Origin of the sequence: Phenylobacterium sp. (assembly GCF_046291545.1) — a bacterium.
In the GTDB taxonomy this organism is placed as follows: Bacteria; Pseudomonadota; Alphaproteobacteria; order Caulobacterales; family Caulobacteraceae; genus Phenylobacterium.
In genome coordinates this window covers 244,596-270,341 of record NZ_JBKBSM010000001.1, presented here as the reverse complement: position 1 = coordinate 270,341, position 25,746 = coordinate 244,596, and the positions used below count along the sequence as shown (strand labels likewise).

Here is a 25,746-nt window from a genome sequence, read left to right as displayed (position 1 = left end):
GCTGGCCAGCGTCGCGAGACGGGCCGAACGAGGGCGGGCCCAAAACGAAAGAGGGCCGCCCGATGGGCGGCCCTCTCAAGACGCTGAAAGCGTCTTGTCGCTTAGTGCGCGGCTTTAGCCGGAGCAGCAGCGGCGTCGGCGGCCGGAGCAGCGGCGGCGTCGGCGGCCGGAGCGGCTTCGCCTTCGGCGGCCGGAGCCATCGCGGCGTCGGTCGCGGCGGCGGCGTCAGCAGCGGCGGCGTCGGCGGCCGGAGCTTCGGCAGCCGGAGCTTCCGGAGCAGCTTCGGTGGTTTCGGCCGGCTTGCTGCAGGCGGCGACGGAGAGGGCGGCGACGGCGGCGCCGGCGACGAGCAGCTTGCGAAGAACTTCGGAGGTCATGTCCCTGGTCCCCTAGATCGGAGGTTTAAGCGCCCGGCGAATTCGCCCACCCGACGCCCTGTGACCAGGTCGGCGGGTCGGGGACCACCTCAAGCGCGAGTCAGGAATATGCCGTGCTTGCGGCCACTGGCAAGGCCTTTATTCACGCCCTCGTGATCAGATCGTTCACAATTCGCCCGGCGCGCGACGAACGGGGGTGTTTCCAGGGCCTCAGGCCTCGTTCGGGATCGCCGAGAGCGCCTCTTCGAGCTCCACGAAGGAGGGCTGGGCGGCGGAGGGCACATTGCCGCGGCCGATCTCCACCGAGATCTGGGCGGCGTTGCCGTGCAGGTGGGCCACCAGCACCGACTGGATGATCTTGTAGAAGGAGCTTTCCTCCTCGATCACGTCCTTCAGGCGCGTGGCCATGGGGCCGACCAGCCCATAGGCCAGGAACACGCCCATGAAGGTGCCGACCAGGGCGCCGCCGATCATGCCGCCCAGAATCTCGGGCGGCTCGGTGATCGAGCCCATGGTCTTGATGACGCCGAGCACGGCGGCGACGATGCCGAGCGCCGGCAGGCCGTCCGCCAGGGCGGTGAGGGCGTGGGCCGGGGCCAGGGCCTCGTGGTGGTGCTTCTCGAGCTGCTTTTCCATCGCGTCTTCGACCTGGTGGGGATCCTCCAGGTTCATGGTCATCATCCGCAGGGTGTCGCAGATGAAGTCGACCGCGAAGTGGTCCTTCATGATCTTGGGGAAGCGCGAGAAGATAGTGCTGTCGCCGGGGTTCTCGATGTGGCTTTCCAGGGCGATGACGCCCTTGGACTTCATCGTCTTGGTCAGCAGGAACAGAAGGCTGAGCAGATCCCGGTAGTCGCTGGCCTTCCACTTGGGGCCGCCGAAGATCTTGCCGAAGCCGGCGCCCGTGGCCTTGATGACCGTCATCGAGTTGCTGATCAGGAAGGCCGCCAGGCCGGCGCCGCCGATCGCCATCAGTTCGTGGGGCGCGGCGTGCAGGATCACGTCCATCTTGCCCCCGGAAATCAGGTAGCTCCCGAAGACCAGGACGAAGAGCAGCACGATGCCGATGATCTGAAACATGCAGAGGACGCCCCACGGAAATCGGCCGCCAGCATGGGAGTTAATGCTTAATGGCCGGTGAGCACGCTGGCTGATTGCACGGCGGCGCGGGGCGGCTTAACAGCCTCAGCATGTCCGGCGCCGCTCCCGAACCGCTGGGCCTGCCCCGCAGGTCCTTCGCCATCATTTTCTGCGTGTCGCTGGCCACGGCGCTCGGCAACACCGGCCTGATCTCGGTCCTGCCGGCGATCGGCCGCTCCACCGGCATTCCGGACCCGTGGGTGGCGGCGATCTTCTCGCTTTCGGCGCTGCTCTGGGCCTTTTCCTCGCCGATGTGGGCGCGGGCTTCCGACCGCTTCGGGCGCAAGCCGATGATGATCGTCGGCCTGTCCGGCTTCATGATCTCGATGATCTGCTGCGGCTTCGTGGTCAGCGCGGGCCTGCGGCACCTGGCGCCCTGGCCGATCATCTTCGGGCTGTTCCTGTTCGCCCGGGCGCTGTTCGGCTTCTTCGGCGCGGCTTCCAACCCGGCCACCCAGGCCTACGTGGCCGAGTACACCCCGCCGGACCGCCGTACCCAGTCGATGTCGAGCCTGGCCGGCGCCTTCGGCCTCGGCACCGTCATCGGCCCGTTCCTGGCGCCGCTGTTCGTGCTGCCCTTCGTCGGGCTGGCGGGACCGTTGTTCAGCTTCGCCCTGATCGCGGCGGTGATGCTCTTCATCGTCATCCGCTACCTGCCCGAAAGCGAGCACCGGCCGGCCCCGCAGGCGGCGGACCCCGCCGGACCCAAGCCCTCGCCGATGTGGCGCGACCCGCGCATCACGCCGTTTCTGATCTACGGCTTCATCGTGGCGGTCTGCCAGACGGCCCAGGGCCAGACCCTGGGCTTCCTGATCATCGACCAGCTTCAGATGTCGCCGACCCAGGCCCAGGGCTTCATCGCCATCGCCATGATGTTCGGCGCCATGGCCGGGCTCCTGGCGCAGTGGGGCATCATCCGCATGTTCGAGATGACCCCGCGCGAACTGCTGCGCTGGGGCGTGGGGGTCGCGGCCCTGGGCAACCTGATCGTGGCCCTGGCGCCCAACTACTGGGCCGTGGTCGCCGGATACGCCATATCCAGCCTCGGATTCGGCTTCGCTCGGCCGGGCTTCACCGCCGGCTCGTCCCTGGCCGTGAACCTCGACGAGCAGGCCCGCGTGGCCGGCGCGATTGCGGCGGTGAATGGGGTGAACGTCGTGCTCGCGCCCTTCTTCGTATGGCTCTACGAGAAGGTTCACCCCGCGCCGTTCGTCCTGAACATGGCGATGATGCTGGCGCTGCTGGTCTACGCCTTCCGCAACCCGCAACTGCGCAACGCCGATCCCAAGCCGGCCACGCGCGCGGACACGGCCATGGCCACCCTCGAAAAACGGGATGAGAGCGGCGGCGCGCCCTGAGCGCGCCCGGCAGCCGCACCTAGAGCGGCGCGGCCTCTGACCGCAGGCGCCGCACCATCTCCATCGACAGGTAGCCGTCGGCGGTGAGGCCGCGGGCCTTCTGCCAGGCGCGAAGCGCCGTGCGGGTGTTGACGCCGACCACCCCGTCCGGCTCGCCGGGATCGAAGCCCAGCCGCGCAAGCGCTTTCTGGGCGTCCATGCGGTCGGCGAGGGCCAGGGGCGTCTCGGTCGGCCATGCGGCCGTCAGGGGGCCGCGTCCGGCGAAGCCGTCGGCCAGCAGACCCACGCCGAGGGCGTAGGCGGTGGAGTTGTTGTAGCGGCGAATGGCGAAATGGTTGGGGAAGGCCAGGAACAGCGGACCCGCCGCCCCGGCCGGCGCGATCAGCATGGCCTCGGCCGCCTGGTCCGAGGGCGCCCAGGGCTGGGCGTCCGCCGGCCGCAGCCCGGCCGAGGCCCAGGCGGCCGGCGTCATCCGCGGGCCCTCGGTCTGGGAATAGTCGAAGCCCGGGGGGGCGACCACCTCCCGCGCCCAGGCCCCCCCGGGCGTCCAGCCGCCGTGGTCCAGGAGGTTGGCGGCCGACGCCAGGGCGTCGGCCGTGGAGCCCCAGATGTCGCGCCGCCCGTCGCCGTCGCCGTCCACTGCGGTCGACAGGAAGGTCGTGGGAATGAACTGGGTCTGGCCCATGGCCCCCGCCCAGGAGCCGATCAGCCGCTCGCGCGGGAACTCGCCCGAGGCGATGATCTTGAGCGCCGCGATCAGCTGGTCCTCGGCGAAGCCGCGGCGGCGGCCGTCCGCGGCGAGGGTCGCCATTGAACGGACCACGTCGTACTTGCCCTGGATCGCGCCGAACCCCGATTCCATGGCCCAGATGGCGATCAGGATGTCGCGCGGCACGCCGTAGCGCTGCTCGAGCCCGCCCAGGAAGGCGAGTTCCTGGCGCTTGCGCTGCCCGATGGCGATGCGGTCGGGGGTGACGACGCCCTTGATGTAGTCGCCCACCGGCTTGGAGAACTCCGGCTGGCGGCCGTCGGCGATCGAGACCCGCTCGTCCGGCGTCAGGCCGGAAAGCTCGCGGTCGAGGACCACGGCGGGCACGCCGGCGGCGGCGGCGCGGCCGTAGAAGCTCTGGAGCCAGGCGTCGAAGGCGGGACTGCCCGACGGGCTCGCCCCCAGGAGCGGGGCGGCGGTCTGGGCGGCGGAGGCGCCGGGCAGGGCGGCCAGGAGGAGAGAAACGAAAGCTCTGCGATGCATTCGGCGGAATCTAGCGGGCGTCGGCGCACAGGCTCAATCACAAGCCCGAGACGGCTGCCCGGCGTTGACTTCCCGCCGTTCGGCCCGTATATGCCCGCCCTCCGAACGCAACCCGGCGGCGCTCGCGCGCCCAAGAAGATTACGGTCATGAAGGTCAGAAGCTCGCTCAAGTCGCTCAAGACTCGCCATCGCGACTGCAAGCTCGTGCGCCGCAAGGGCCGGGTTTACGTGATCAACAAGACCGATCCGCGCTTCAAGGCCAAGCAGGGCTGAGGTCGCAGGCCCCCGGGGATGCCCAAGGCGGTTCTCTGGGACATCGGCAACGTCATCGTGCGCTGGAATCCGCGCACGCTCTATTCCAAGATCTTTCCCGACCCGGCCGAATGCGACCGGTTCCTGTCCTGCGTCTGTACGATGGACTGGCACCTCGCGCACGATCGGGGCGTGTCCTTCGAGGACAACCGCATCGGGCTGATCGCACGTTTCCCCGAGCATGAGGCCGCGATCCGCGCCTGGGGCGACCGCTGGTGGGAGATGTTCTCCGGCCCGATCGCCGAGACCGAGCAGGCCATCGAGGACCTTCACGCGGCGGGCGTGCCGCAGTTCGGCCTGTCCAACATCTCCCAGCACACCATCGCCGGCACGCGGGCGATGAGCCCGGCCTTCGGGCGGTTGCGGGGGATCGTCGTCTCGGGCGACGAGGGGGTCATCAAGCCGGATCCGGCGATCTTTCGCCTGGCCTGCGAGCGTTTCGGCCTTTCGCCCGCCGAGATGCTGTTCGTCGACGACGGCGCCGGCAACATCGAGGCCGCCCGGGCCCTCGGCTTCGACACCCACCACTTCACTGATCCGGCGGCGCTGCGCCCCGCGCTGGAAGCGCGCGGACTGCTGGCGGCGACGGATGACAGGGCCGGGCAAGGCGGCTAGGTTCGCCGACCTTCCAAGACCCGATTCCGGAGAGGCTCTCCCATGGCCGACGATCTCGCCCACGCCGACGTGCTCAATACGACGGCCCAGGGCCAGCTCAAGAGCATCATCGAGCGCATCGAGCGGCTCGAGCAGGAGAAGTCCGAGATCGCCGAGCAGATCAAGGAAGTCTTCGCAGAAGCCAAGGGCAACGGCTTCGACGTGAAGATCCTGCGCAAGGTGGTGCGCCTGCGCAAGCAGGACCGGGCCAAGCGCCAGGAGGAGGACGCGATCCTCGACCTCTATCTCTCCGCGCTGGGAGAGATTTGAAGCGCGCCCCTCCTGACCGGAAGGCGCAGGCCAAGCGGGCCGCGCTGAACGCCCTGAAGCGCGCCCGCCGCCAGGCCGAACGCGCCGGCGTGAAGCTTTCGGAGTGGGAGGGGGAATTCCTCGGCAGCGTCGAGGAACGGGTGAAGACCTATGGCCGCGCCTTCGGCGACCCGGAGAAGGGGGCGGCCGGCGAGGCCCTTTCGGCCATGCAGCACGTCAAGCTCAAGGAGATCGCCGCCAAGGCCAAGGGCGACAAGCCGCCTATGGCGCGCCGGCCGATGCGCCGCGGGCCGAAGGACGAGGGCTAGACGGCTTCCTTCAGCATGCGCCGGCGCTCCACCGAGGACGGGATGCGCATGGCCTCCCGGTACTTGGCCACCGTGCGCCGGGCGATGTCGACGCCGGCCTCCTTCAGGATCTCGACGATGCGGTCGTCGGAATGCACGTCGGCCTCGGTGCGTTCGCCGTCGATCAACTGCTTGATCTTGTGGCGCACGCTCTCGGCGGAGTGCGCCTCCCCGCCGGCCGAGGAGGCGATGGCCGAGGTGAAGAAGAACTTCATCTCGAACAGGCCGCGGGGGGTGGCGATGTACTTGTTCGAGGTGACCCGGCTGACGGTGGACTCGTGCATGCCGATGGCGTCGGCCACGGTTTTCAGGTTCAGCGGGCGCAGGTGCTCGACGCCGTAGGCCAGGAAGCCGTCCTGCTGGCGCACGATCTCGCTGGCCACCTTCAGGATGGTCTTGGCGCGCTGGTCCAGGCTCTTCACCAGCCAGCTCGCCGAGGCCAGGCAGTCGGAGACGAACACCTTCTCCTGGTCGTTGCGGGCGGCGGCCGAGACCCGGGCGTGGTAGCGCTGGTCGACCAGCAGCCGCGGCAGGGTTTCGGAGTTGAGCTCCACGTTCCACAGACCGCCCTGGCCTTCGCGGACATAGACGTCCGGCGCCACCGGCTGGACCGGGTCGCCGCCGAAGGCCGCGCCGGGACGCGGCGTCAGCGCACGCACCTCGGCGATCATCTCGCGCAGGTCCTCGTCGTCGACCCCGCAGGCGCGCTTGAGGCCGGAAAGGTCGCGGCGGGCCAAGAGCTCCAGATTGTCGAGCAGAGCGGCCATCGCCGGATCGTAGCGGTTGCGCTCCTTGAGCTGCAGCGCAAGGCACTCGGCGACGCTGCGCGCCCCCACGCCGGTCGGCTCGAAGCCCTGGATGGCCTGGAGCGCCCGTTCCACGACCTCCAGGCCGCAGCCGAGGCGCTCGGCGGTCTCGACAAGGTCGGCGCGCAGGTAGCCGCCCTCGTCGATGGCGTCGATCAGGACGGTGGCGGCGGCCAGGGCCGCACCGGTGAGGCCGGCGGTCGCGAGCTGGTCGTTGAGGTGTTCGGACAGGGTCTTGGCCCGGGTGTCGGCGCCTTCGTAGTCGTCGCCGTCGGATTCGAAGCTTCCGCCGCGGCCGGCCTTGGACCAGTCGACGGCGCCGCCGGCGTCCTGGGCCTCCGGCGCGTCGCCCGTGGCGCGCTCGCCCGGCGAGACCTCGTCGTGGCTCATGTCCATCTCGGCGCCCGCCGCACCGGCGGGAATCTCGTCGGCGGAATACTCGACCGCGGCGTCCTTGGGCGCTTCCGCCTCGGGCTCGGCGTCGCGTTCGTCGCGTTGCAGCAGGGGATTGCGCTCCAGCTCGGCCTCCACGAAGGCCTCGAGCTCGAGGTTCGACAGCTGCAGGAGCTTGATGGCCTGCTGGAGCTGCGGCGTGATGACAAGGCCCTGGCCCTGCCGGAACTCGAGACGCGCGCTGAGCGCCAAAACACCCTCCTGGCCTGGTTCTTGCTCAGGCTAAGGGCGTCATCCCAACTGATTGGTTAACCGGCTCGCGGAAAACGGGCGCCGGCGGCATGAAGCTCGCCCTTGAGGGGAATCAGCTGAAGCGGTCGCCGAGATAGACGCGGCGCACCTCGGGATCATCGACGATCTGGTCGGGCGTGCCCTCGAACAGCAACTCGCCGGCATGGATGATCGAGGCGCGGTCGATGATGTCCAAGGTCTCGCGCACGTTGTGGTCGGTGATCAGGATGCCGATGCCGCGCTTGCGCAGATAGGCGATCACCTCGCGGATGTCGGCGATCGCCAGGGGGTCGATCCCGGCGAACGGCTCGTCCAGCAGCATGAAGGACGGCTCGCTGGCCAGGGCGCGGGCGATTTCCACCCGCCGCCGCTCGCCCCCGGACAGGGAGATCGCCGGGGCGTTGCGCAGGTGCTCGATGTGCAGCTCGCCCAGCAACTGGGTGACCGTCTCGCGAGCGCGGCGGGCGTCCGGCTCGCGCAGCTCGACCACGGCCATGACGTTCTCCTCCACGGTCATGCCGCGAAAGATGGAGGTTTCCTGGGGCAGGTAGCCCACGCCCATGCGCGCGCGCTGGTACATGGGCTGGGCGGTGATGTTCTCGCCGTCCAAATAGATGGCGCCGTAGTCGGCCGGAATCAGGCCGGTGATCATGTAGAAGCAGGTGGTCTTGCCGGCGCCGTTCGGACCCAGCAGGCCGGCGACCTCGCCGCGGGCGAGCCGCAGGCTCACGCCCTTCACCACCGGCCGGCCGCGGAACGACTTGCCGATGTTGTCGACCACCAGGCCTTCCCCGGCCAGGGTCTCAAGGTCCTGGAAGCGTTCCTGCCGCACGGCCGCGCCGCCTAGCGGGGCGCGGCAGGCTGGGCCTGGCGCTCTTCGTTGGGATAGAACACGCCGCGCACGCGGCCGGGCTTGTTGCGGCCCTTGACGCTGGTTTCCATGGTCGCCGCGCCGGTGGACACCTGGATCACCAGCCGCTCGCCGCGCAGCACGTTCCTGCCCTGGGTGGCGACCACGTCGCCGGTGAAGGTGATAGTGTCCGCGGCGGCCTGGTAGACGGCAGCGTCCCCGCGCACGCGCTGGCTTGGCGTGACGTAGTAGACCGAGCCCGCCGCCTCGATCCGGTCCAGGGCGCCGCAGCCGCCGCCCGCCGCGCCGGGACGGGCCGAGGGCTGGGCCTTGTTGTAGATCCGGATCACGTCGGCGCGCAGGCGGGCGTTGTCCTGCAGCGCTTCGGCCGCGCCGCGCCAGATGGCCAGGCACTGGGTGTTGACCACTTCCAGCTCGTCGGCGGTCATATCGACCGGAGCCTTGGAGTTTTGGGCGATCTGCGCACCCGCGGGCGGGGCCGCCAAAGCCGCGGAGGCCGCCGCCGCCGCAACCCATCGCCTTGATTTCACAATGAAGCTCATGCCGCAGCCGACGCCTAATCTGTTGGAATGCGGGCGTGCACGCCGCCCTTGAAAACTATGCGCTCGCCCTTGTCGTAGACGGCATAGGACTTCGCGTCGATTTCTCCAAGAGACCCGACGCCCTGAATCGGGCCTGAACCGCTCAGCTCGCCGGTGGCGGTGTTGAACAGCGAGGTCGCCGTGTCGAAGGTCTGCTGATCGCTCACCAGCCGCACGCCGCCCTGAAGCTGCAGCTTGCGCGTGCCTTCGTGGTACACGCCGGACTTGGCGGTGACGCGGGTCGGCCGCGCGCCGTCCTCGTCGAGCATCAGGGTCGGGCGGTCGAGCAGGACGCGCTGGTAGTCCTCGTCGTCACGCACCGCCGTGGCCGCGGTGATGACGAAGGCGCGGCCGTCGTTGTCGCGGCCCACGAAGCGGGCGTTGACCAGGCGGATCGGGGCGTCGGCGTCGCCGGTGCGGGCCTGGCCGCCGGCGATCGTACGCCAGGCCACCGTGGCGGCCATCGCCGCCAGGATCAGGGCGATGGCCGCCGGCAGGGCGATCCGCAGGATGTGGATCAGGCGCGCGCGCCGGCGCCAGCGCACCGCGGTCGTGTGGTGCGCCCTGATCACTCCGGGATCGGCGTGCGCCAGGGTCATGGGCGCCTCACGTGTGGGCGAAGATGTCGACCTCCTCCCAGCCGGCGACGTCCAGGACGGCGCGGTGCGGCAGGAAGTCGAAGCAGGCGCGGGCCAGGTGGTCGCGGCCCTCGCGAGCCAGCATCTGGTCCAGCCGCGCGCGCAGGGCGTGCAGGTGCAGGACGTCGCTCGCCGCATAGGCGAGCTGGTCGTCGGACAGCTTGTCCGCGCCCCAGTCCGAGCTCTGCTGGGCCTTGGAGAGGTCGATGGAAAGCAGTTCGCGCACCAGGTCCTTCAGCCCGTGGCGGTCGGTGTAGGTGCGGGCGAGCTTGGAGGCGATCTTGGTGCAGTAGACCGGCGCGGTGACCACCCCCAGGTGCAGGTGGAACATGGCGATGTCGAAGCGGCCGAAATGGAAGATCTTGGTCACCGCCGGGTCGGTGAGCAGCCGCTTCAGGTTCGGCGCGTCGTAGGCGGGACGGCGGAGTTGCACCACATGGGCGTTTCCGTCGCCGGCCGAGAGCTGCACGACGCACAGCGGGTCGCGGCCGAGCCTGAGGCCCATGGTCTCCGAATCCACGGCAACGGCCGTCGCGCCGGAGAGCGCGCCCGCGGGAAGGTCGCCGTCGTGCAGGAATGTCGCCAAGGTTCGTCGTCTCCGCAGAATCCGGCCCGCGCGGTGCGAGCCCTACTTAGTCATCCCGCGGGGGAAACGAAAGAAAGGCCACCCTCGCTGTCGAGGGATGGTGCCCAGGAGAGGACTCGAACCTCCACGGCTATTAACCACTGGTACCTGAAACCAGCGCGTCTACCAATTCCGCCACCTGGGCCCCGGTCCATCGGATCGGGAGGCGCGCTAGATAGGGAAAAGCAGCCCCGGCGTCAACGGCGAGGTTTGCGCGCATTGCCGCGCGGCGGCTCATCGTCTATCCGGGCGTTCGTCCATCCCTTGTCGCAAATGGTCGCCATGCCAGATCTCGTCACCGTCTTCGGAGGTTCGGGCTTCGTCGGAAGCCAGGTGGTCCGGGCGCTCGCCCGCAGCGGCGCGCGCATCCGCGTGGCCGTCCGCCACCCGCACCTGGCGGGGGACCAGCGCCTGCACGGGGACGTCGGCCAGATCGAGATCGTCCAGGCCAACGTGCGCAATCCCGCCTCGGTCCAGAGGGCGCTGGCGGGCGCCGACGCGGCGGTGAACCTGGTGAGCACGCTCTATGAGCACGGCCGCCAGAAGTTCCAGTCCCTGAACGTGATGGGCGCCAAGACCGTGGCCGAAGCGGCGGCTGCGGGCGGGGTGAAGCGGCTGGCGCACATGTCGGCCCTCGGCGCCGATCCGGCGTCGGCCTCGAAGTACGCGCGGACCAAGGGCGAGGGCGAGGCGGCCGTGCGCGCGGCGTTCCCGCAGGCGACGATCTTCCGCCCCTCGGTCATCTTCGGGCCCGAGGACGACTTCTTCAACAAGTTCGGCGAAATGGCCTCGATGGCGCCGGCCCTGCCGCTGGTGGGCGGCGGACGCACCCGGTTCCAGCCGGTCTATGTGGGCGACGTGGCCAAGGCGGTCGCGCGCGCGGCGGTCGATCCGGATTGCGCGGGCAAGACCTTCGAACTCGGCGGGCCGGCCCAGTACAGCTTCCGCGAGCTGATGGAGCTGGTCCTGGCCGAGACCGAGCGTCGGCGCGCCCTGGTTCCCGTGCCCTTTGGGGTCGCCGGCATGCTCGGCGGCCTGTTCGACCTGGCGGCCGGCCTCGTCCCGCCGCCGATCAGCGCCGACCAGGTGGTGCTGCTGAAGTCGGACAACGTGGTCGGCGGCTCGCTGCCGGGCCTGGCCGACCTTGGCATCGAGCCGACGGCCCTGGAGGCGATCCTGCCGACCTACATGCAGCGCTACCGAAAGGGCGGCCAGTACGCCGACCTGGTGAGCGAAGGCGCCCCCGCGGCGCACTGACGCTCGCCCGGATGGGTGGGCCGCGCTTGCGCGGATCGGACCGCCATCCCAGACTGGACGCCAACCAGACGGGAGGAGCGCGATGAGCTACAGCTACAGCCAGGCCGTGGAGGCCAGCCTGGAGCGTGTGGGCGAGCTTGGCGTCGATCCGACGGCCCACGTCTACAAGCGCCTGTTCGCCGCCAATCCCCAGATGGAGGCGCTGTTCTGGAGGGACGAGAGCGGCGCGATCAAGGGCGAGATGCTGGCGCGGGTGTTCGCCGCCATCCTCGATTTCGTCGGCGAGCGGCGCTACGCCGACCACCTGATCGGCACCGAACTGGTCAACCACGAGGGTTTCGACGTCCCGCGGGAGGTGTTCGCCACCTTCTTCGCCGTGGTGCGGGACACGCTCAGGGAGCTGCTCGGAGCGGACTGGAGCGCCGGGACCGAGGCGGCCTGGGCGGGCATGCTCGCCGACATCGACCGCTTCGTGGTCCAGGCGGCGCGGCCGAAGGCGGTGGCCTGAGCGTCCGCTCAGCTCAGCTCAGCCCCAGCAGCGCCAGGCCGACGACGCCGACGATGATCCGCCACCAGCCGAAGGGGGCCAGGCCCCGCCGCTGGACGAAATCCAGCATGTAGCGGATCACCACGATGCCGGAGACGAACGAGACCACGAAGCCCAGGGCGATGATCCCGGCCTGGCTGGTGTCGATGGCGTCGACGTTCTTGTAGAGGTCGTAGGTGAAGGCGCCGACCATCGTCGGGATGGCGAGGAAGAACGAGAACTCGGTCGCCGCGCGCTTGTCCATGCCCATCATCACGCCGCCGACGATGGTGGCGCCCGAGCGGGACACCCCCGGCACCATCGACAGGCACTGGACAAGGCCCACGCCGAAGGCGGTGAGCAGGGGCGTCTTCATCGCGTCGTGATGACGGGCCGGCGGCGGCCAGCGGTCGATCGCCAGCAGCACTACGCCGCCGACGATCAGCGACCAGCAGATCAGGCGCGGGCTCTCGAACAGCACCTCCTTGATCAGGTCGTGCAGGGCGAAGCCGAGCACCACCGCCGGGACGAAGGCGATCAGCACCGACAGGGCGAAGCGGCGGGCGGCCGGATTTGTCGGCAGGCCGATCAGCACGCCCCACAGGCGCTGAAAGTAGAGCGCCACCACCCCGAGGATCGCGCCGAGCTGGATGAGCACGCTGAAGGTGTCCCAGAAGCCGTTCGGCAGGCCCAGGGCCGTCTTGGTGAGCAGGAGATGGCCCGTGGAAGAGACCGGGATGAACTCCGTCAGGCCTTCGACCACCCCCAGGATGACGGCGTAGATCCAGTCGGGCATGGCGCTTCCCTAAAGGCGGTTTCCAGGCCGAGCAATGGCGGGATTCACGGTAAAAATGCAGTTCATCCAGTTTATGGACCAAAATGCGGCGCTGACGGGAGGGTCGGCGCCATCTTCAACGCGTGCTGCGGAATCATAGTCCTGATTCAGGACAATCTACTTTTCGGCGATCTGCCGGCGGAGTAGATGCGGCCTGTCGCCCATGGAGGGCGGGAGGGTGCGCGATGGCCGAACGCATGCTGAAGTTCACGACGACCCCGCGGGCGACGCCAGCCAAGCGCGCCGCCGAGGCGCGCGCCAGGGACTTCCACGAGATCTACGCGGACTTCATCGACGCCAAGGCGGCCGAGCAGGCGGCGCGCTGCTCGCAATGCGGGATTCCGTTCTGTCAGACCCATTGCCCCCTGCACAACAACATCCCCGACTGGCTGCGGATGACCGCCGAGGGCCGGCTGCAGGAGGCCTACGAGCTGTCGCAGGCCACCAATTCCATGCCCGAGATCTGCGGCCGCATCTGCCCGCAGGACCGGTTGTGCGAAGGCTCGTGCACCATCGAGCAGTCCGGCCACGGCACCGTCACCATCGGCGCGGTCGAGCGCTATCTGACCGACAGGGCCTGGGACATGGGCTGGGTGGCGCCGCTGCGCCCGGGCCCGCCGCAGGGCAAGTCCGTGGGCGTGGTGGGCGCGGGCCCCGCCGGGCTGGCGGCGGCCGAGCGGTTGCGGGAAGCGGGCTTCGACGTGGTGGTCTACGACCGCCACGACCGGCCCGGCGGCCTGCTGATCTACGGCATCCCCAGCTTCAAGCTGGAGAAGGACGTGGTCGAGCGTCGCACCCGGCGGCTCGCGTACGGCGGGGTCGAGTTCCGCCTGAACTTTGAGGTCGGTCGCGACGCCAGCCTGGCCGACCTGCGCGCGCGGCACGATGCGGTCCTGCTGGCGACCGGCGTCTATGCGGCGCGGGACCTGGCCGCCCCCGGCGCCGGCTCGGCCGGGGTGGTCGCCGCCCTCGACTATCTGATCGCCTCCAACCGCGTGGGCCTGGGCGACCGCGTCCCGGCCTTCGAGGCGGGGACCCTGAACGCTGCGGGCCGCGACGTGGTGGTGGTCGGCGGCGGCGACACGGCCATGGACTGCGTGCGCACCGCGGTGCGCCAGGGCGCGCGCTCCGTCACCTGCCTCTATCGGCGCGACCGGGCGAACATGCCCGGCTCGGTGCGCGAAGTGGCCCATGCGGAGGAGGAGGGGGTCGTGTTCGAATGGCTCGCCGCCCCCCGCGCCGTCACCGGCCAGGCCGACGCCGCGACCGGGGTGCGCGCCGCACGGATGCGCCTCGGCCCGCCCGACCGCTCGGGCCGCCAGTCGCCGGAGGAGGTGGAGGGCGCCGATTTCGACCTGCCGGCGGACCTGGTCGTCAAGGCCCTCGGGTTCGATCCGGAGGACTTGCCGGCGGCCCTGTCGGCGCCGGACCTGACCGTCACCCGCTGGGGGACGGTGAAGGCCGACTTCCGCACCCAGATGACCTCGATCCCCGGCGTGTTCGCCGCCGGCGACATCGTCCGCGGCGCCTCGCTGGTGGTGTGGGCCATCCGCGACGGACGCGACGCCGCCGACGCCATCGGCGCCTACCTGACCCAGCCCGCGCTGGCCGCGGCGGAGTAAGACCCATGAGCGATCAAACGATCCCCGCACCGCCCGCAGCGTCCGAATGGGACGGGGCGGCCCGCTACCTGGAAAACCGCCAGCGCCTGATCGAGGCCCACGCCTACGACCCGGCCTGCGAGCGCGACGCCTGCGGCGTGGGCCTGGTGTGCGCCATCGACGGCCAGCCGCGCCGCGAGGTGGTGGAGCTGGCGATCCGCGCGCTGAAGGCCGTCTGGCACCGCGGCGCCGTGGACGCCGACGGCAAGACCGGCGACGGGGCCGGCGTGCTGGTGTCGGTGCCGCAGGACTTCTTCGCCGACCAGGTCGTCCGCATCGGCCACAAGCTGCGCCCGGGCCCGATCGCCGTGGGCCAGGTGTTCCTGCCGCGCAACGACCTGGCGGCCCAGGAGGCCGCGCGCACCATCGTCGAGGCCGAGGCCCTGCGTTTCGGCTTCTATCTTTACGGCTGGCGCCAGGTGCCGGTGGACACCAGCGTGATCGGCGACAAGGCCAACGCCACCCGCCCCGAGATCGAGCAGATCATGCTCTCTCCGCCCCCCGGCCTGGAGGGCGAAGCGCTGGAGCGCGCCCTGTTCCTGTGCCGCAAGCGCATCGAAAAGCGCGTGGCGGCGGCCGGCATCGCCCACTTCTACCTCTGCTCGCTGTCGGCGCGTTCGCTGATCTACAAGGGCATGTTCCTGGCCCAGCACATCGACGCCTTCTATCCGGACCTGCGCGACGAGCGGTTCGCCGCGGCGGTGGCGATCTTCCACCAGCGCTATTCGACCAACACCTTCCCCGAATGGCGGCTGGCCCAGCCGTTCCGGATGCTGGCCCACAACGGCGAGATCAATACGCTGAAGGGCAACGTCAACTGGATGAAGAGCCACGAGATCCGCATGGCCGCCGACGCGTTCGGCGAGCTGGGCGAGGACGTGAAGCCGGTCATCCAGCCGGGGGGCTCGGATTCGTCGGCCCTGGACAACACCTTCGAGGTGCTGGTGCGCGCCGGCCGCGACGCGCCGATGGCCAAGACCCTCCTGATCCCCGAGGCGTGGAACGCGCGCTCCGACGAGCAGCTCAAGCCCGAGCACAAGGCGCTCTACGCCTACTGCAATGCGGTGATGGAGCCCTGGGACGGGCCGGCGGCCATCTGCGCCACCGACGGGCGCTGGGTGCTGGCGGGCAAGGACCGCAACGGCCTGCGGCCCCTGCGCGTCGCCTACACCGACGACGGCCTGCTGATCATCGGGTCCGAGGCGGGCATGTGCCGGGTCGAGGAGGCCCGGATCGTGCGCAAGGCCCACATCTCCCCCGGGCGAATGCTGGCGGTCGACCTGGTCGAGGGGCGGCTCTACGGCGAGGACGAGATCATCGACCGGCTGGCGGCCCAGCACCCCTACGACCGCTGGCTCGGCAACATGGTGGACCTGGAGGGCGAGATCGTCTGGGGCCCCGAGCCGCGCGCCTACGGCCGCGAGGAGCTGGTGCGCCGTCAGGTGGCTGCCGGCCTCAGCCTGGAGGACCTGGAGCTGATCCTCGCGCCCATGGTGGAGGACGGCAAGGAAGCCGTCGGCTCCATGGGCGACGACACGCCGCTCGCGGTGCTGTCGGACCAGTACCGGCCGCTGTCGCACTATTTCCGCCAGAACTTCAGCCAGGTGACCAACCCGCCGATCGACTCCCTGCGCGAGACGGCGGTGATGAGCCTGAAGACCCGGTTCAAGAACCTCGGCAACATCCTGGCCCAGGACGAGGCCCAGACCGACGTCTTCGTCATGGACAGCCCCGTGCTGACCAACGGCATGTACCACCGCATCTGCGGCGTGATCGGCGAGAGGAACATCGCCGTGATCGACTGCACCATGCCGATCCCGGCGGCCGAATCGCGGCCCGGCGACGCCCTTCGGGCCAATCTCGACCGCATCCGCGCCGAGGCCGAGGACGCGGCCCTGCGCGGCTGCGCCACCATCGTCCTCAGCGACGAGGGCTCCGGCCCCGATCGCGTGGGCCTGCCGATGATCCTGGCCGTGGGCGGGGTGCATTCCTGGCTCGTCGCCAAGGGGCTGCGCTCCTACGTTTCGCTGATCGTGCGCGCGGCGGAGTGCCTGGACACCCACTATTTCGCCGTGCTGGTCGGGGTGGGCGCGACCGCGGTGAACCCGTACCTGGCGCAGGAGAGCTTCCATGACCGGCTCGACCGGGGCCTGACGGGCGACCTCGGCCTTCGCGAGCTGTGCCTGAACTACAAGCACGCGGTCGAGGGCGGTCTTCTGAAGATCATCGCCAAGATGGGCATCTCGGTGATCTCGTCCTATCGCGGCGGGCTCAACTTCGAGGCCGTCGGCCTGTCGCGCTCGCTGGTGGCCGAGTTCTTCCCCGGCATGCCTTCGCGGATCTCCGGCATCGGCCTGGCCGGCATCGAGGCCAAGATGGTGGAGCTGCACCGCAGGGCCTGGACCGCGGGCGCGGTGATGCTGCCGGTCGGCGGCTTCTACAAGGCCCGCCGCTCGGGCGAGAGCCACGCCTTCGAGGCGCGCATGGTGCACACCCTGCAGCGGGCCTGCGACACCGGCGACTATGCGATCTACAAGCGCTTCTCCGAGGGCATGCGGGCCCTGCCGACGATCCAGCTCCGCGACCTTCTGGACTGGCGTCCCGCCGAGCGGGCGCTGGATCTCGACGAGGTCGAGAGCGTCAACGAGATCAGGAAGCGCTTCGTCACGCCGGGCATGAGCCTGGGCGCCCTGTCGCCCGAGGCGCACGGGGTGCTGAACATCGCCATGAACCGGATCGGGGCCAAGAGCGTCTCCGGCGAGGGCGGCGAGGACCGCGCCCGCTACAAGCCCCTGCCCAACGGCGACAACCCCAACTCGGCGGTCAAGCAGATCGCCTCGGGCCGGTTCGGCGTGACCGCCGAGTACCTGAACCAGTGCCGCGAGATCGAGATCAAGGTCAGCCAGGGCGCCAAGCCCGGCGAGGGCGGCCAATTGCCCGGCTTCAAGGTCACCGAGCTGATCGCGCGCCTGCGCCACGCCACCCCCGGCGTGATGCTGATCAGCCCGCCGCCGCACCACGACATCTATTCGATCGAGGACCTGGCCCAGCTCATCTATGACCTGAAGCAGATCAACCCCGACGCGCGGGTCTGCGTGAAGCTGGTGGCCATGACCGGCATCGGCGCGATCGCGGCGGGGGTGGCCAAGGCCAAGGCCGACGTGATCCTGATCTCCGGCAACGTCGGCGGCACGGGCGCCTCCTCGCAGACCTCGATCAAGTACGCGGGCGGGCCCTGGGAAATGGGCCTTTCCGAAGCCAACCAGGTGCTGACGCTGAACAACCTGCGCCACTCGGTGCGGCTGCGGGCCGACGGCGGCGTGCGCACCGGCCGCGACGTGGTGATCGCCGCCATGCTGGGCGCCGAGGAGTTCGGCATCGGCACGGCCAGCCTGATCGCCATGGGCTGCATCATGGTGCGCCAGTGCCATTCCAACACCTGCCCGGTGGGGGTCTGCACCCAGGACGAGGCGCTGCGCGCGAAGTTCACCGGCAGCCCGGAGAAGGTGGTCAACCTCTTCACCTTCATCGCCGAGGAGGTGCGCGAGATCCTGGCGAGCCTTGGCGTGCGCTCGCTGCAGGAGATCGTCGGGCGCACCGACCTATTGATGCAGGTCTCCCGCGGGGGCGAGCACCTGGACGACCTCGACCTCAACCCGCTGCTGGTGAAGGCCGACCCTGGGCCGAACAAGCCGTACTGCACGGTGCAGGGCCGCAACGAGGTGCCCGACACCCTGGACGCCCAGATCGTGCGCGACGCCGCCCCCCTGCTCGAGCGGGGCGAGAAGATGCAGCTCACCTACACGGTGCAGAACACCGCCCGGGCGATCGGCGCGCGCACCTCCTCGCACATCGTGCGGCGCTTCGGCATGGAGGGCCTGGCCCCCGGCCACCTGACCGTCCAGCTCAAGGGCTCGGCGGGCCAGAGCCTGGGCGCCTTCGCCGTCCAGGGCCTGCGCATCGAGCTGACCGGCGAGGCCAACGACTATGTCGGCAAGGGCCTGTCGGGGGCGACCATCGTCATCCGCCCCTCGCCGCACCTGGCGGCGCCGGAGACCAACGCGATCATCGGCAACACCGTGCTCTACGGGGCCACGGCCGGACGCCTGTTCGCCGCGGGCCTGGCCGGCGAGCGCTTCGGCGTGCGCAACTCCGGCGCGACCGCCGTGGTCGAGGGCTGCGGCGCCAACGGGCTGGAGTACATGACCGGCGGGGCGGCCGTGATCCTGGGGCCGGTGGGCTTCAACTTCGCGGCCGGCATGACCGGGGGCATGGCCTTCGTGCTCGACCTGAACGACCGCCTGCCGACCATGCTCAACCCCGACAGCGTGGTGATCCAGCGGATCGCCACCCAGCATTGGGACGGCGTGCTGCGGGCGCTGGTGGAGGAACACGCCCGCGAGACGGGATCGGCCCTCGCCCGGAGCCTGCTGCGCGACTGGGGCCGGTTCGTCGGCCGGTTCTGGCAGGTGGTCCCCAAGGAGATGCTCCACCGCCTCGATCAGCCCCTGGCCGAGGAGGAGGCCGTGCATCATCGGGCTTAGGGGGGGCGGTCGGGTGTGGGTGAAGTCGCGACGCCGTCCTCGCGCTGGTGCGGGTGACTGCGCTGCGGGCGAACCGGCCGTCCGTAGCGACGGCGGTTAGCCAGGGCTCTCCGCTATTCTTGGGAGTGTCCGCTTGCTGGTGCCGCCGTAGGACCTATTACACCCGCTAGGCCGGCGTCCAGCCCAACTCCCGGGCATAGTTTTTCAGTTTCTCAAGGATGTACTGGGCGACCGTCGATCTGTTTCCCTGCGAGAGAAAATCACCCTTTCGCCAAGTATATTCGATACAGATAGCAAAATCCGCGTATAGAATTGAGTTGTCAGGTATAAGTTGGCAGAATTCGAGACTCTTCTCGTGGCGCACATCAGGTTGAACGACACCATCTCCTGAGATATTTGTCGCTAAGAATGCCCTCCAGGCGTCGGCCATTATCTGATTTAGCTTTTTGTCCTTCCCCAAGTTGAATCCCCTCTCAGCAAGGAGCTGGAAAGCAGCTCCCGCATCCTTAGCCGGGGTGCCCCGAGCTTCGAAGCGCGCCAGCGGCTTACCCAAGAGGAGGCGTCCGAGGTCTGTCCGTCCGAGGTCGCGGACCGCTCGTCCCGCCCCGTGGCGTCGAATTCCAATGCTATCAAGGAACTCGTCAGCGGCTGGCCCGCAGTTGCGAATCGCAGAGATGGTCGCGGCCGGTGAAAGGGAGAGCGCATGCACGTTCAGCTGCACGATGACCCGCGTAAGCAGCCCGCGCCTTGTGGACCACCACTTTCCGATCACCGAGTCTGGTGTTGCCGCCAAGAGGCCCGTCGCGTCCAGCAAGCCATATCGGCTGCTGTTTGTCAGCGACGCCAACACGCCAGGACTGTCACTCTCGCTAGCAAAGGCGATAACTAGTGCAACTGGCTTGGTGATCGAACGCCTAAGCGTCGCCAGGTTTGCATTGAAATCGTTCTTGATCTTCCGAAGAAACTCGCCAAGCGAGGGAAACTCTTGGGGATCATAGTCAGCAGGGCTGACCCCGATGTACTCCAGATCTGTGATATTGTTGCTTAGCTGGAGAGTCTGACCCGCAATCTGTATCCATTCCGAACGGGGCGGTCCTTCGACACTTAACACCGCAGTCGGTTGGGCCCCTGCGATAGACTTGTATCGCTCGCCTAGGGATCGAGCAATATCCGTGTCAGTTTCGGGCCAGAAGATCAGGGCAGGTGCGCCACCTGGTGAGGTGCGCAGGAACCGCTTCAAAGCTGCGAGTTCTCCATCTGTCGGCGGCGCGGACTCCCTATGGTCAATGTTGATGGGAATCACCCGCTTGTCGTTTGTGGGCAAGTCTGCGCGAAACCGGGTGACTGCGGCCGCAAGGTCGTCGAATTCGATGCGACCACTATACGTGAGAGTCGAAGTAAACTCCTTGCCCTCCCAATGATTGATCGATGAGGCGAAGGTCGTCTTGCCAGCGCCAGAGCTTCCGGCGAGTGGAAGAAGTGCCCCCTGGGTTCCGGCGCGGACAAAATCCACTATCCCTTCGATCACGTCCTTCGCCTCAGGTGAAGGAGGGACCAAAATCGTAGCCAATTCCTCTCCGACAAGTCCGTAGAGAGGCTCGTACCGGTCAGGCAAGCGCAGGCTTGAAAGGAGGTCAATCTGTTCACGTACCGACTTCATTCGTCCTCCTCCGAACCTGCCGATCGGACCGTAACCAGATCGCCCTGAGTCTGACCACCTCCCGCGCAACTCTTCTCCGATGGGGACGAACTTCGAACGCTCCTGCGCTCGCGCGTCACGGCCGGGGCAATGCCGGAGGCGAGCGAGATCACCCCGGCGCCGGCCCCACGTACCTCGCTCTCGGGCGGATGAGCTGGTCGGTCTGGCCTTGCTCCATGGCGTGGGCGATCCAGCCGGCGCAGCGGGCGACGGCGAAGAGGGCGAAGGGGGCGTCGGGCGGCAGGCCGAGCGTCTCGCTGAGGGCCACCAGGGCGAAGTCGACGTTGGCGGCCAGGCCCGTCTGGTCCAGCACCGCCGTGCGCAGGGCCTGGACCGGCGCCGGCAGCGACAGGCGGTCGATCAGGGCCTCGGCGCGGGGATCGCCTTCCGGATAGAGCGGGTGGCCGAAGCCGGGGATCACGCGGTCTTCCGCGAGCCGGGCGGCGACGGCCGCCGGGGCGCCCACGCCCGCCGCCTCGGCGAGCAGGCCGCGCACCGCCGCCGGCGCGCCGCCGTGGCGCGGGCCCGACAGCGCCGCCAGGCCCGCGAGGGCCGAGGCCGCCAGCGAGGCGCCGGTGGAGGCCGCCACCCGGGCGGCGAAGGTCGAGGCGTTGAGCTCGTGGTCGGCCAGCAGCACCAGCGCCCGGCGGATCAGGTCCGACGCCCGCCCCGCCGCATGACACCCCCAGGCCGAGGCCAGCCGGTCGTGGATGGCCCCGCCGCCGATCTCGCCGGCCACGGCGTCGGCCAGCACGTCGAGCAGGGTCGCGGCCTCCACCGCCAGGGCCAGGGGATGGCGGCCGCGCGCGGGGGGATCGGCGCCGGCCCGCACCGCTAGGGCGGCGAAGGCCCGAGCGCGCATGTCGGCCATGTCTGGCGGCGCGGGGCGGTCGGTGCGCTTCAGCGCCGCGCCGTCGCCGCCGCGCAGCAGGCGGGCCACGGCCTCCAGCGTCTCGGTCCCGGACAGGTCCACCGCGTCGCGGCCCCGGTAGTAGAGCCGCCCGCCGGCGACCGTGGTGATCGCCGAATCCAGCACCGGCTCGCCCCAGGCGATGGCCGAGGCGGCGACGTCTGCGGCCTTGCGCCCGCGCGCCTTGCGCTCGTTGAGGGCGGCGACGTCGGCGGCCCGGTAGAGGCTGCGCCGCGGGTCCTGCGGATCGGGCCGCACGCGCAGCCGGCCGCGGCTGACATAGGCGTAGAGCGTCTGGGGCCTGACGCCGAGCCGCGCCCGCGCCGCCTCCGCCGAGATCCAGTCCGCCATGGGTTTACATTGATTCAGTTGATCAAGATTGACGCAGAGAGCTTGGCGGCAGACATGCGCCATTGCAAGCAGTTTGGAGGCTCAGCCATGTCCGATGGTCTCGAAAACGTCGTCGCCGCCGAAACCGTGCTGTCTGAAGTGGACGGCCTGGCCGGCCGGCTGATCATCCGGGGCCGTTCGCTCGACGACCTCGCCGGCCGCACCCGCTTCGAGGAGGCGGTGCGCCTGCTGTTCGAGGGCTTCTTCGACGACCTGCCCTACGATCTGGCGCGGCCGCTCGGCGAGGCGCGGGCGGAGGTGTTCGCCGAAGTCGAGGCTCTGGACGCGCGCCTGCTGACCCGCGAGCCGATCGAGGCGGTTCGCGCACTGACCGCCCGCCTCGCCGACGGGGACGACCTGGCCACGGCCCTGCGCCTGGTGGCGGCCCCGGCGGTGTTCGCCGCCGCGGTGGTCCGCGCCCGCGACGGACTGCCCCCGGTGGCGCCGGACGCCGCCCTCGGCCACTCGGCCGACATCCTGCGCATGCTTCGCGGCCGGCCGGCGGACGCGGCCCAGGCCGCGGCGCTGGACACCTATCTCGTCACGGTCTGCGACCATGGGCTCAACGCCTCGACCTTCGCCGCGCGGGTCGCGGCCTCGACCCGGGCCGGCCTCACCTCTGCGGTGCTGGCCGGGATCAGCGCCCTGAAGGGCCCGCTGCACGGCGGCGCGCCAGGGCCGGTGATCGACATGCTGGACGGGATCGGAACGCCGCAGAACGCCAGGGCCTGGATCGAGGCGGCCCTCGCCCGCGGCGACCGGCTGATGGGCTTCGGCCACCGGGTCTACCGGGTGCGCGATCCCCGCGCCGGGGCGCTCAAGGGCGCGGTCCGCCGCCTGACCGAAGGCGCAGGCGCCGCCCCCGGGCGGCTGGCGTTCGCCGAGGCGGTGGAGGCCGCGGCCCTGGCGATCCTGAAGGAACGCAAGCCGGACCGGGCGCTCGACACCAACGTGGAGTTCTATACGGCGCTCCTGCTGGAAGCCCTGGACTTCCCGCCGGCGGCCTTCACCTGCGTGTTCGCCATGGGCCGCGTGGCCGGCTGGATCGCCCACGCCCGTGAGCAACTCGCCGGCGGACGCCTGATCCGGCCGCAGTCGCGCTATGTCGGCCCAGAGCCCCTGCGCGCGGCCTGAGAGTCGATTGCGCTTCGGGGCGAGGCGGGAGGGCTGTAAACAGCGGCGATGACCCCGGTTCCCCAGAAGGGCCTGACGCCGTCGCAGGCCGCCGCGCTCACCCGCCGCGTCACTCTGATGTCGGTGGGCACGGCGGCGGTGCTGGTTTCGATCAAGGTCGCAGCCTGGCTGGTGAGCGGTTCGGTGGCGCTGCTCGCCTCGGCCGCCGACTCCGGGCTCGACCTGATCGCCTCCCTCGTCACCTTCTTCGCCGTCCGCTACGCGGCGGCGCCGCCCGATGCGGAGCATCGGTTCGGCCACGGCAAGGCCGAGGCCTTCGCCAGCCTGATGCAGGGCGGCCTGGTGTTCGCCTCGGCGGCGCTGATCGGCCAGGAGGCGATCCGCCACCTCTTCCAGCCCCATCCGCTGGAGGCGGAGGGATGGGCGGTGGCGGTGATGATCGTCTCGACCGTCCTGACGGCGCTCCTCATCTCCGCCCAGAGCCGGGTGCTGCGCCAGACCGCTTCCGTCGCCGTCTCCGGCGACCGGGCGCACTACGCCACGGACCTGGCCTCGAATCTGGTCGCCCTGCTGGGGATCGCCGCCTCGGCCGTCCTGGGGGTGAACAACCTGGACGCGGTCGCCGCGATCGTGGTCGCCGCGCTGCTGCTGTGGGGCGCGGTCGGCGTGTTCCGCGAGGCGTCCAACCAGCTCATGGACCGCGAGCTGCCGGAGGAGGATCGGGCGCGGATCGTCTCCCTGATCACCGAGGACCGGGCGATGACCGGCGTTCATCAGCTCCGCACGCGCGCCTCCGGACCCTATGTGCACATCCAGATGCACGTGGACCTCGACCCGGACCTCACCCTGGAGGCCGCCCACGCCGCGATCGTCAGGGCCGAAAAGCGGGTGCTGGCCGAGTTCCCCGCCGCCGACATCCTGATCCACGCCGATCCGCGCGGGCGGGCCGAGCCCCACGGCGGCGCCTTCGCCGAGACCCCGCAGACGTCGTAAACGGCTCCTTAAACGGGCCTTAAGGGATTGAGCGCTCTAAGAGAGTTCGATCTCCTGCGATCCCCCTATGAGTGTAGAACGCACCCTCATCCACTTCCCCCTCGATCCCGCCTCGCGCCAGGTCCGCCTGGCGCTGGGGGAAAAGCGCCTGCCGTTCGCCGAACTCTCGATCCGCTACTGGGAGCGGCCGAAGGACTTCGTGGCGCTCAACCCCTCCGGCCTGACGCCGGTGCTGGTGGAGGAAGAGGACGGTCGGCGGCTGATCGTGTGCGAAAGCCGCGCGGTGCTGGACCACTTGGAGGAGGCCCACCCGGAGCCTGCGCTCCTGGGCCGCGAGCCGCAGGAGCGGGCCGAAGCCCGGCGGCTGCTGCAATGGTTCGACCGCAAGTTCGACTATGAGGTCGGCGGCTACCTGCTGCACGAAAAGATGGAGAAGCGGCTCCTGGGCCTGGGCGCCCCGGACCTCGCCAATCTGCGCGCCGGGCGCGAGGCGCTGCGCGCTCACATGGTCTATATGGAGGGCCTGCTCGCCGAGCGCGAATGGCTGGCGGGCCGCCGGCTCAGCCTCGCCGACTTCGCCGGAGCGGCCCATCTGTCGGTGATCGACTATTTCGGCGACGTCCCGTGGCGGGACTTCCCGGGAGTCAAAACGTGGTACGTCAAGCTGAAGTCCAGGCCCTGCTTCCGGCCCCTCCTGGCCGACCGCTGGCCGGGCCTGGCGCCGGCGGCCCACTATGACGACCTCGACTTCTGAGCCGACAGCCGCGACCCGAGAAGACCTGATCCGTCAGGAGGCCCGCCGCCTGGGGTTCGACATCTGCGCCTTCGCCGACGTCCGCGAGCCCTGGCCGGCCTCGGGGCGGCTGGTCGAGTTCGTCGAGGCCGGCCGCCACGGCCAGATGGGCTGGATGGCCGACACCCTCGAGCGCCGTGGCCATCCCACGGCGATGTGGGCCGAGGCGCGCTCGGCCGTCGTGCTCGGCGTGAACTACCGGCCCAAGGACGATCCGCTGGCGCGGCTCGAGCGTCGCGACCGCGGCGCGATCTCGGTCTACGCCCAGGGCGACGACTACCATGACCTGATCAAGTCGCGGCTGAAGGCCCTGGCGCGCTGGCTGCAGGGCCGCTTCGGCGGCGAACTGAAGGTGTTCGTCGACACCGCCCCCCTGATGGAAAAGCCGCTGGCCGAGCGGGCGGGGATGGGCTGGCAGGGCAAGCACACCAATCTCGTCAGCCGCGATTTCGGGTCCTGGCTGTTCCTGGGCTCGATCCTGACGGTGCTCGAGCTGGCGCCGGACGAGACCGGCGTCGAAAGCTGCGGCTCGTGCCGCGCCTGCCTGGACGCCTGTCCGACCAACGCCTTTCCCGCGCCCTTCCAGCTCGATGCACGGCGTTGCATCTCGTACCTGACCATCGAGCTGAAGGGGCCGATCCCGCGGGAGTTCCGCCCGGCGCTGGGCAACCGCATCTACGGCTGCGACGACTGCCTGGCCGTCTGTCCCTGGAACAAGTTCGCCAAGGCGGGCGCCGAGGCCAGGCTGGCCGCGCGCGAGGCGCTGGAGGCGCCGACCCTGGAGGACCTGGCCGCCTTGGACGATGCGGGCTTTCGCGCGCTCTTCGCCAGGAACCCGGTCAAGCGGATCGGCCGCGACCGTTTCGTGCGCAACGTGCTCTACGCGCTTGGCAACACCGGCGATCCGGAGCTGATGCGGGCGGTGGAGCCCAGGCTGGATGATGCCTCCGCGCTGGTGCGAGGGGCGGCGGCCTGGGCCGCGGGGCGGCTGCTCGATCCGGCCGCCTACGCCGCCGTGCGACAAGCGCGGCTGGCGCAGGAAGCCGACCCCGAGGTGCGGGCCGAATGGACCTAGCGCGCCGGGGCGCC

Annotated in this window: 24 protein-coding genes and 1 tRNA gene; 13 read left to right on the top strand and 12 right to left on the bottom strand. The window is 69.8% G+C overall.

Translation table 11 applies throughout. From position 1 onward, the window contains the following. Window positions 1-101 precede the first annotated feature (101 nt). Together ACK4YQ_RS01330 and motA are read right to left on the bottom strand one after the other, a co-directional pair. A complete protein-coding gene (locus ACK4YQ_RS01330) occupies window positions 102-377 on the bottom strand; it encodes a hypothetical protein (RefSeq protein WP_409607491.1) in 276 nt (91 codons plus the stop codon). A gap of 210 nt (window positions 378-587) precedes the next feature. Beyond that, entirely contained in the window at window positions 588-1,457 is an 870-nt protein-coding gene (motA, locus tag ACK4YQ_RS01325; protein ID WP_409607489.1) for a flagellar motor stator protein MotA, read from the bottom strand. A gap of 110 nt (window positions 1,458-1,567) precedes the next feature. Here motA and ACK4YQ_RS01320 point away from each other — a divergent pair, with 110 nt between their 5' ends. After that, a complete protein-coding gene (locus ACK4YQ_RS01320) occupies window positions 1,568-2,875 on the top strand; it encodes an MFS transporter (RefSeq protein WP_409607487.1) in 1,308 nt (435 codons plus the stop codon). A gap of 19 nt (window positions 2,876-2,894) precedes the next feature. Here ACK4YQ_RS01320 and ACK4YQ_RS01315 read toward each other — a convergent pair whose 3' ends face one another. Continuing rightward, window positions 2,895-4,127: a lytic murein transglycosylase gene (locus ACK4YQ_RS01315; RefSeq protein WP_409607485.1), complete on the bottom strand. Its 1,233-nt coding sequence runs from the start codon at window positions 4,125-4,127 to the stop codon at window positions 2,895-2,897. Window positions 4,128-4,274: 147 nt separating this feature from the next. On the opposite strand from ACK4YQ_RS01315, the gene ykgO reads away from it, so the two are divergent. Genes ykgO through ACK4YQ_RS01295 form a run of 4 tightly spaced genes read left to right on the top strand, consistent with a single transcriptional unit; the run spans window position 4,275 to window position 5,671 of the window. Then, window positions 4,275-4,400 (top strand): type B 50S ribosomal protein L36, encoded by a 126-nt coding sequence (gene ykgO / locus ACK4YQ_RS01310; RefSeq protein ID WP_012523667.1) that lies wholly within the window; start codon window positions 4,275-4,277, stop codon window positions 4,398-4,400. Between the two features lie 18 nt (window positions 4,401-4,418). Beyond that, a complete protein-coding gene (locus ACK4YQ_RS01305; protein WP_409607482.1) occupies window positions 4,419-5,054 on the top strand; it encodes an HAD family hydrolase in 636 nt (211 codons plus the stop codon). A 42-nt stretch (window positions 5,055-5,096) separates the two neighbouring features. Then, window positions 5,097-5,363, top strand: a complete 267-nt coding sequence (locus ACK4YQ_RS01300) for a DUF2312 domain-containing protein (protein ID WP_409607480.1) — start codon at window positions 5,097-5,099, stop codon at window positions 5,361-5,363. Then, entirely contained in the window at window positions 5,360-5,671 is a 312-nt protein-coding gene (locus ACK4YQ_RS01295; protein ID WP_409607477.1) for a hypothetical protein, read from the top strand. The genes ACK4YQ_RS01300 and ACK4YQ_RS01295 overlap by 4 nt, the downstream gene beginning before the upstream one ends. Here ACK4YQ_RS01295 and rpoN read toward each other — a convergent pair. The 6 genes from rpoN to ACK4YQ_RS01265 form a co-directional block, all read right to left on the bottom strand. Beyond that, on the bottom strand, window positions 5,668-7,161 hold the full coding sequence (gene rpoN / locus ACK4YQ_RS01290; RefSeq protein ID WP_409607475.1) for an RNA polymerase factor sigma-54: 1,494 nt from the start codon (window positions 7,159-7,161) through the stop codon (window positions 5,668-5,670). The genes ACK4YQ_RS01295 and rpoN overlap by 4 nt on opposite strands. Window positions 7,162-7,273: 112 nt before the next feature. Then, window positions 7,274-7,999: an LPS export ABC transporter ATP-binding protein gene (gene lptB / locus ACK4YQ_RS01285; RefSeq protein WP_409609495.1), complete on the bottom strand. Its 726-nt coding sequence runs from the start codon at window positions 7,997-7,999 to the stop codon at window positions 7,274-7,276. A 44-nt stretch (window positions 8,000-8,043) separates the two neighbouring features. Continuing rightward, complete coding sequence (locus ACK4YQ_RS01280; protein WP_409607473.1) at window positions 8,044-8,499, bottom strand: LptA/OstA family protein; 456 nt, start codon at window positions 8,497-8,499, stop codon at window positions 8,044-8,046. Between the two features lie 128 nt (window positions 8,500-8,627). Continuing rightward, on the bottom strand, window positions 8,628-9,251 hold the full coding sequence (gene lptC / locus ACK4YQ_RS01275; protein WP_409607471.1) for an LPS export ABC transporter periplasmic protein LptC: 624 nt from the start codon (window positions 9,249-9,251) through the stop codon (window positions 8,628-8,630). A gap of 7 nt (window positions 9,252-9,258) precedes the next feature. Next, entirely contained in the window at window positions 9,259-9,876 is a 618-nt protein-coding gene (locus ACK4YQ_RS01270; RefSeq protein WP_409607469.1) for a ribonuclease D, read from the bottom strand. Between the two features lie 98 nt (window positions 9,877-9,974). After that, window positions 9,975-10,060: transfer RNA gene (locus tag ACK4YQ_RS01265), tRNA-Leu, on the bottom strand. A gap of 137 nt (window positions 10,061-10,197) precedes the next feature. Here ACK4YQ_RS01265 and ACK4YQ_RS01260 point away from each other — a divergent pair. Together ACK4YQ_RS01260 and ACK4YQ_RS01255 are read left to right on the top strand one after the other, a co-directional pair. Beyond that, on the top strand, window positions 10,198-11,172 hold the full coding sequence (locus ACK4YQ_RS01260) for a complex I NDUFA9 subunit family protein (protein ID WP_409607467.1): 975 nt from the start codon (window positions 10,198-10,200) through the stop codon (window positions 11,170-11,172). An 82-nt stretch (window positions 11,173-11,254) separates the two neighbouring features. Continuing rightward, window positions 11,255-11,680: a globin domain-containing protein gene (locus ACK4YQ_RS01255; protein ID WP_409607465.1), complete on the top strand. Its 426-nt coding sequence runs from the start codon at window positions 11,255-11,257 to the stop codon at window positions 11,678-11,680. A 13-nt stretch (window positions 11,681-11,693) separates the two neighbouring features. On the opposite strand, the gene ACK4YQ_RS01250 is transcribed toward ACK4YQ_RS01255, so the two are convergent. Beyond that, the gene (locus ACK4YQ_RS01250; RefSeq protein WP_409607463.1) at window positions 11,694-12,494 is read right to left on the bottom strand and encodes an undecaprenyl-diphosphate phosphatase; all 801 of its coding nucleotides are present in this window, start codon (window positions 12,492-12,494) and stop codon (window positions 11,694-11,696) included. Between the two features lie 224 nt (window positions 12,495-12,718). Between ACK4YQ_RS01250 and ACK4YQ_RS01245 the strand changes: the two genes are divergently transcribed. Further along, the gene (locus tag ACK4YQ_RS01245; RefSeq protein ID WP_409607460.1) at window positions 12,719-14,155 is read left to right on the top strand and encodes an NAD(P)-dependent oxidoreductase; all 1,437 of its coding nucleotides are present in this window, start codon (window positions 12,719-12,721) and stop codon (window positions 14,153-14,155) included. Between the two features lie 5 nt (window positions 14,156-14,160). Further along, complete coding sequence (gltB, locus tag ACK4YQ_RS01240; protein WP_409607458.1) at window positions 14,161-18,738, top strand: glutamate synthase large subunit; 4,578 nt, start codon at window positions 14,161-14,163, stop codon at window positions 18,736-18,738. Between the two features lie 166 nt (window positions 18,739-18,904). Here the strand turns inward: gltB and ACK4YQ_RS01235 are convergent, their stop codons facing one another. Next, window positions 18,905-20,398, bottom strand: a complete 1,494-nt coding sequence (locus tag ACK4YQ_RS01235; RefSeq protein WP_409607456.1) for a hypothetical protein — start codon at window positions 20,396-20,398, stop codon at window positions 18,905-18,907. Between the two features lie 148 nt (window positions 20,399-20,546). Next, window positions 20,547-21,698 (bottom strand): citrate synthase, encoded by a 1,152-nt coding sequence (locus ACK4YQ_RS01230; protein ID WP_409607454.1) that lies wholly within the window; start codon window positions 21,696-21,698, stop codon window positions 20,547-20,549. An 87-nt stretch (window positions 21,699-21,785) separates the two neighbouring features. On the opposite strand from ACK4YQ_RS01230, the gene ACK4YQ_RS01225 reads away from it, so the two are divergent. From ACK4YQ_RS01225 to queG, 4 genes are all read left to right on the top strand, one after another. Further along, window positions 21,786-22,871, top strand: coding sequence for a citrate synthase/methylcitrate synthase (locus ACK4YQ_RS01225; RefSeq protein WP_409607452.1), 1,086 nt, complete (start codon window positions 21,786-21,788; stop codon window positions 22,869-22,871). A gap of 48 nt (window positions 22,872-22,919) precedes the next feature. Beyond that, window positions 22,920-23,864, top strand: coding sequence for a cation diffusion facilitator family transporter (locus tag ACK4YQ_RS01220; RefSeq protein WP_409607450.1), 945 nt, complete (start codon window positions 22,920-22,922; stop codon window positions 23,862-23,864). A 67-nt stretch (window positions 23,865-23,931) separates the two neighbouring features. Then, window positions 23,932-24,618, top strand: coding sequence for a glutathione S-transferase family protein (locus tag ACK4YQ_RS01215; protein ID WP_409607448.1), 687 nt, complete (start codon window positions 23,932-23,934; stop codon window positions 24,616-24,618). Further along, complete coding sequence (queG, locus tag ACK4YQ_RS01210; RefSeq protein ID WP_409607446.1) at window positions 24,599-25,732, top strand: tRNA epoxyqueuosine(34) reductase QueG; 1,134 nt, start codon at window positions 24,599-24,601, stop codon at window positions 25,730-25,732. The genes ACK4YQ_RS01215 and queG overlap by 20 nt, the downstream gene beginning before the upstream one ends. Window positions 25,733-25,746 lie beyond the last annotated feature (14 nt).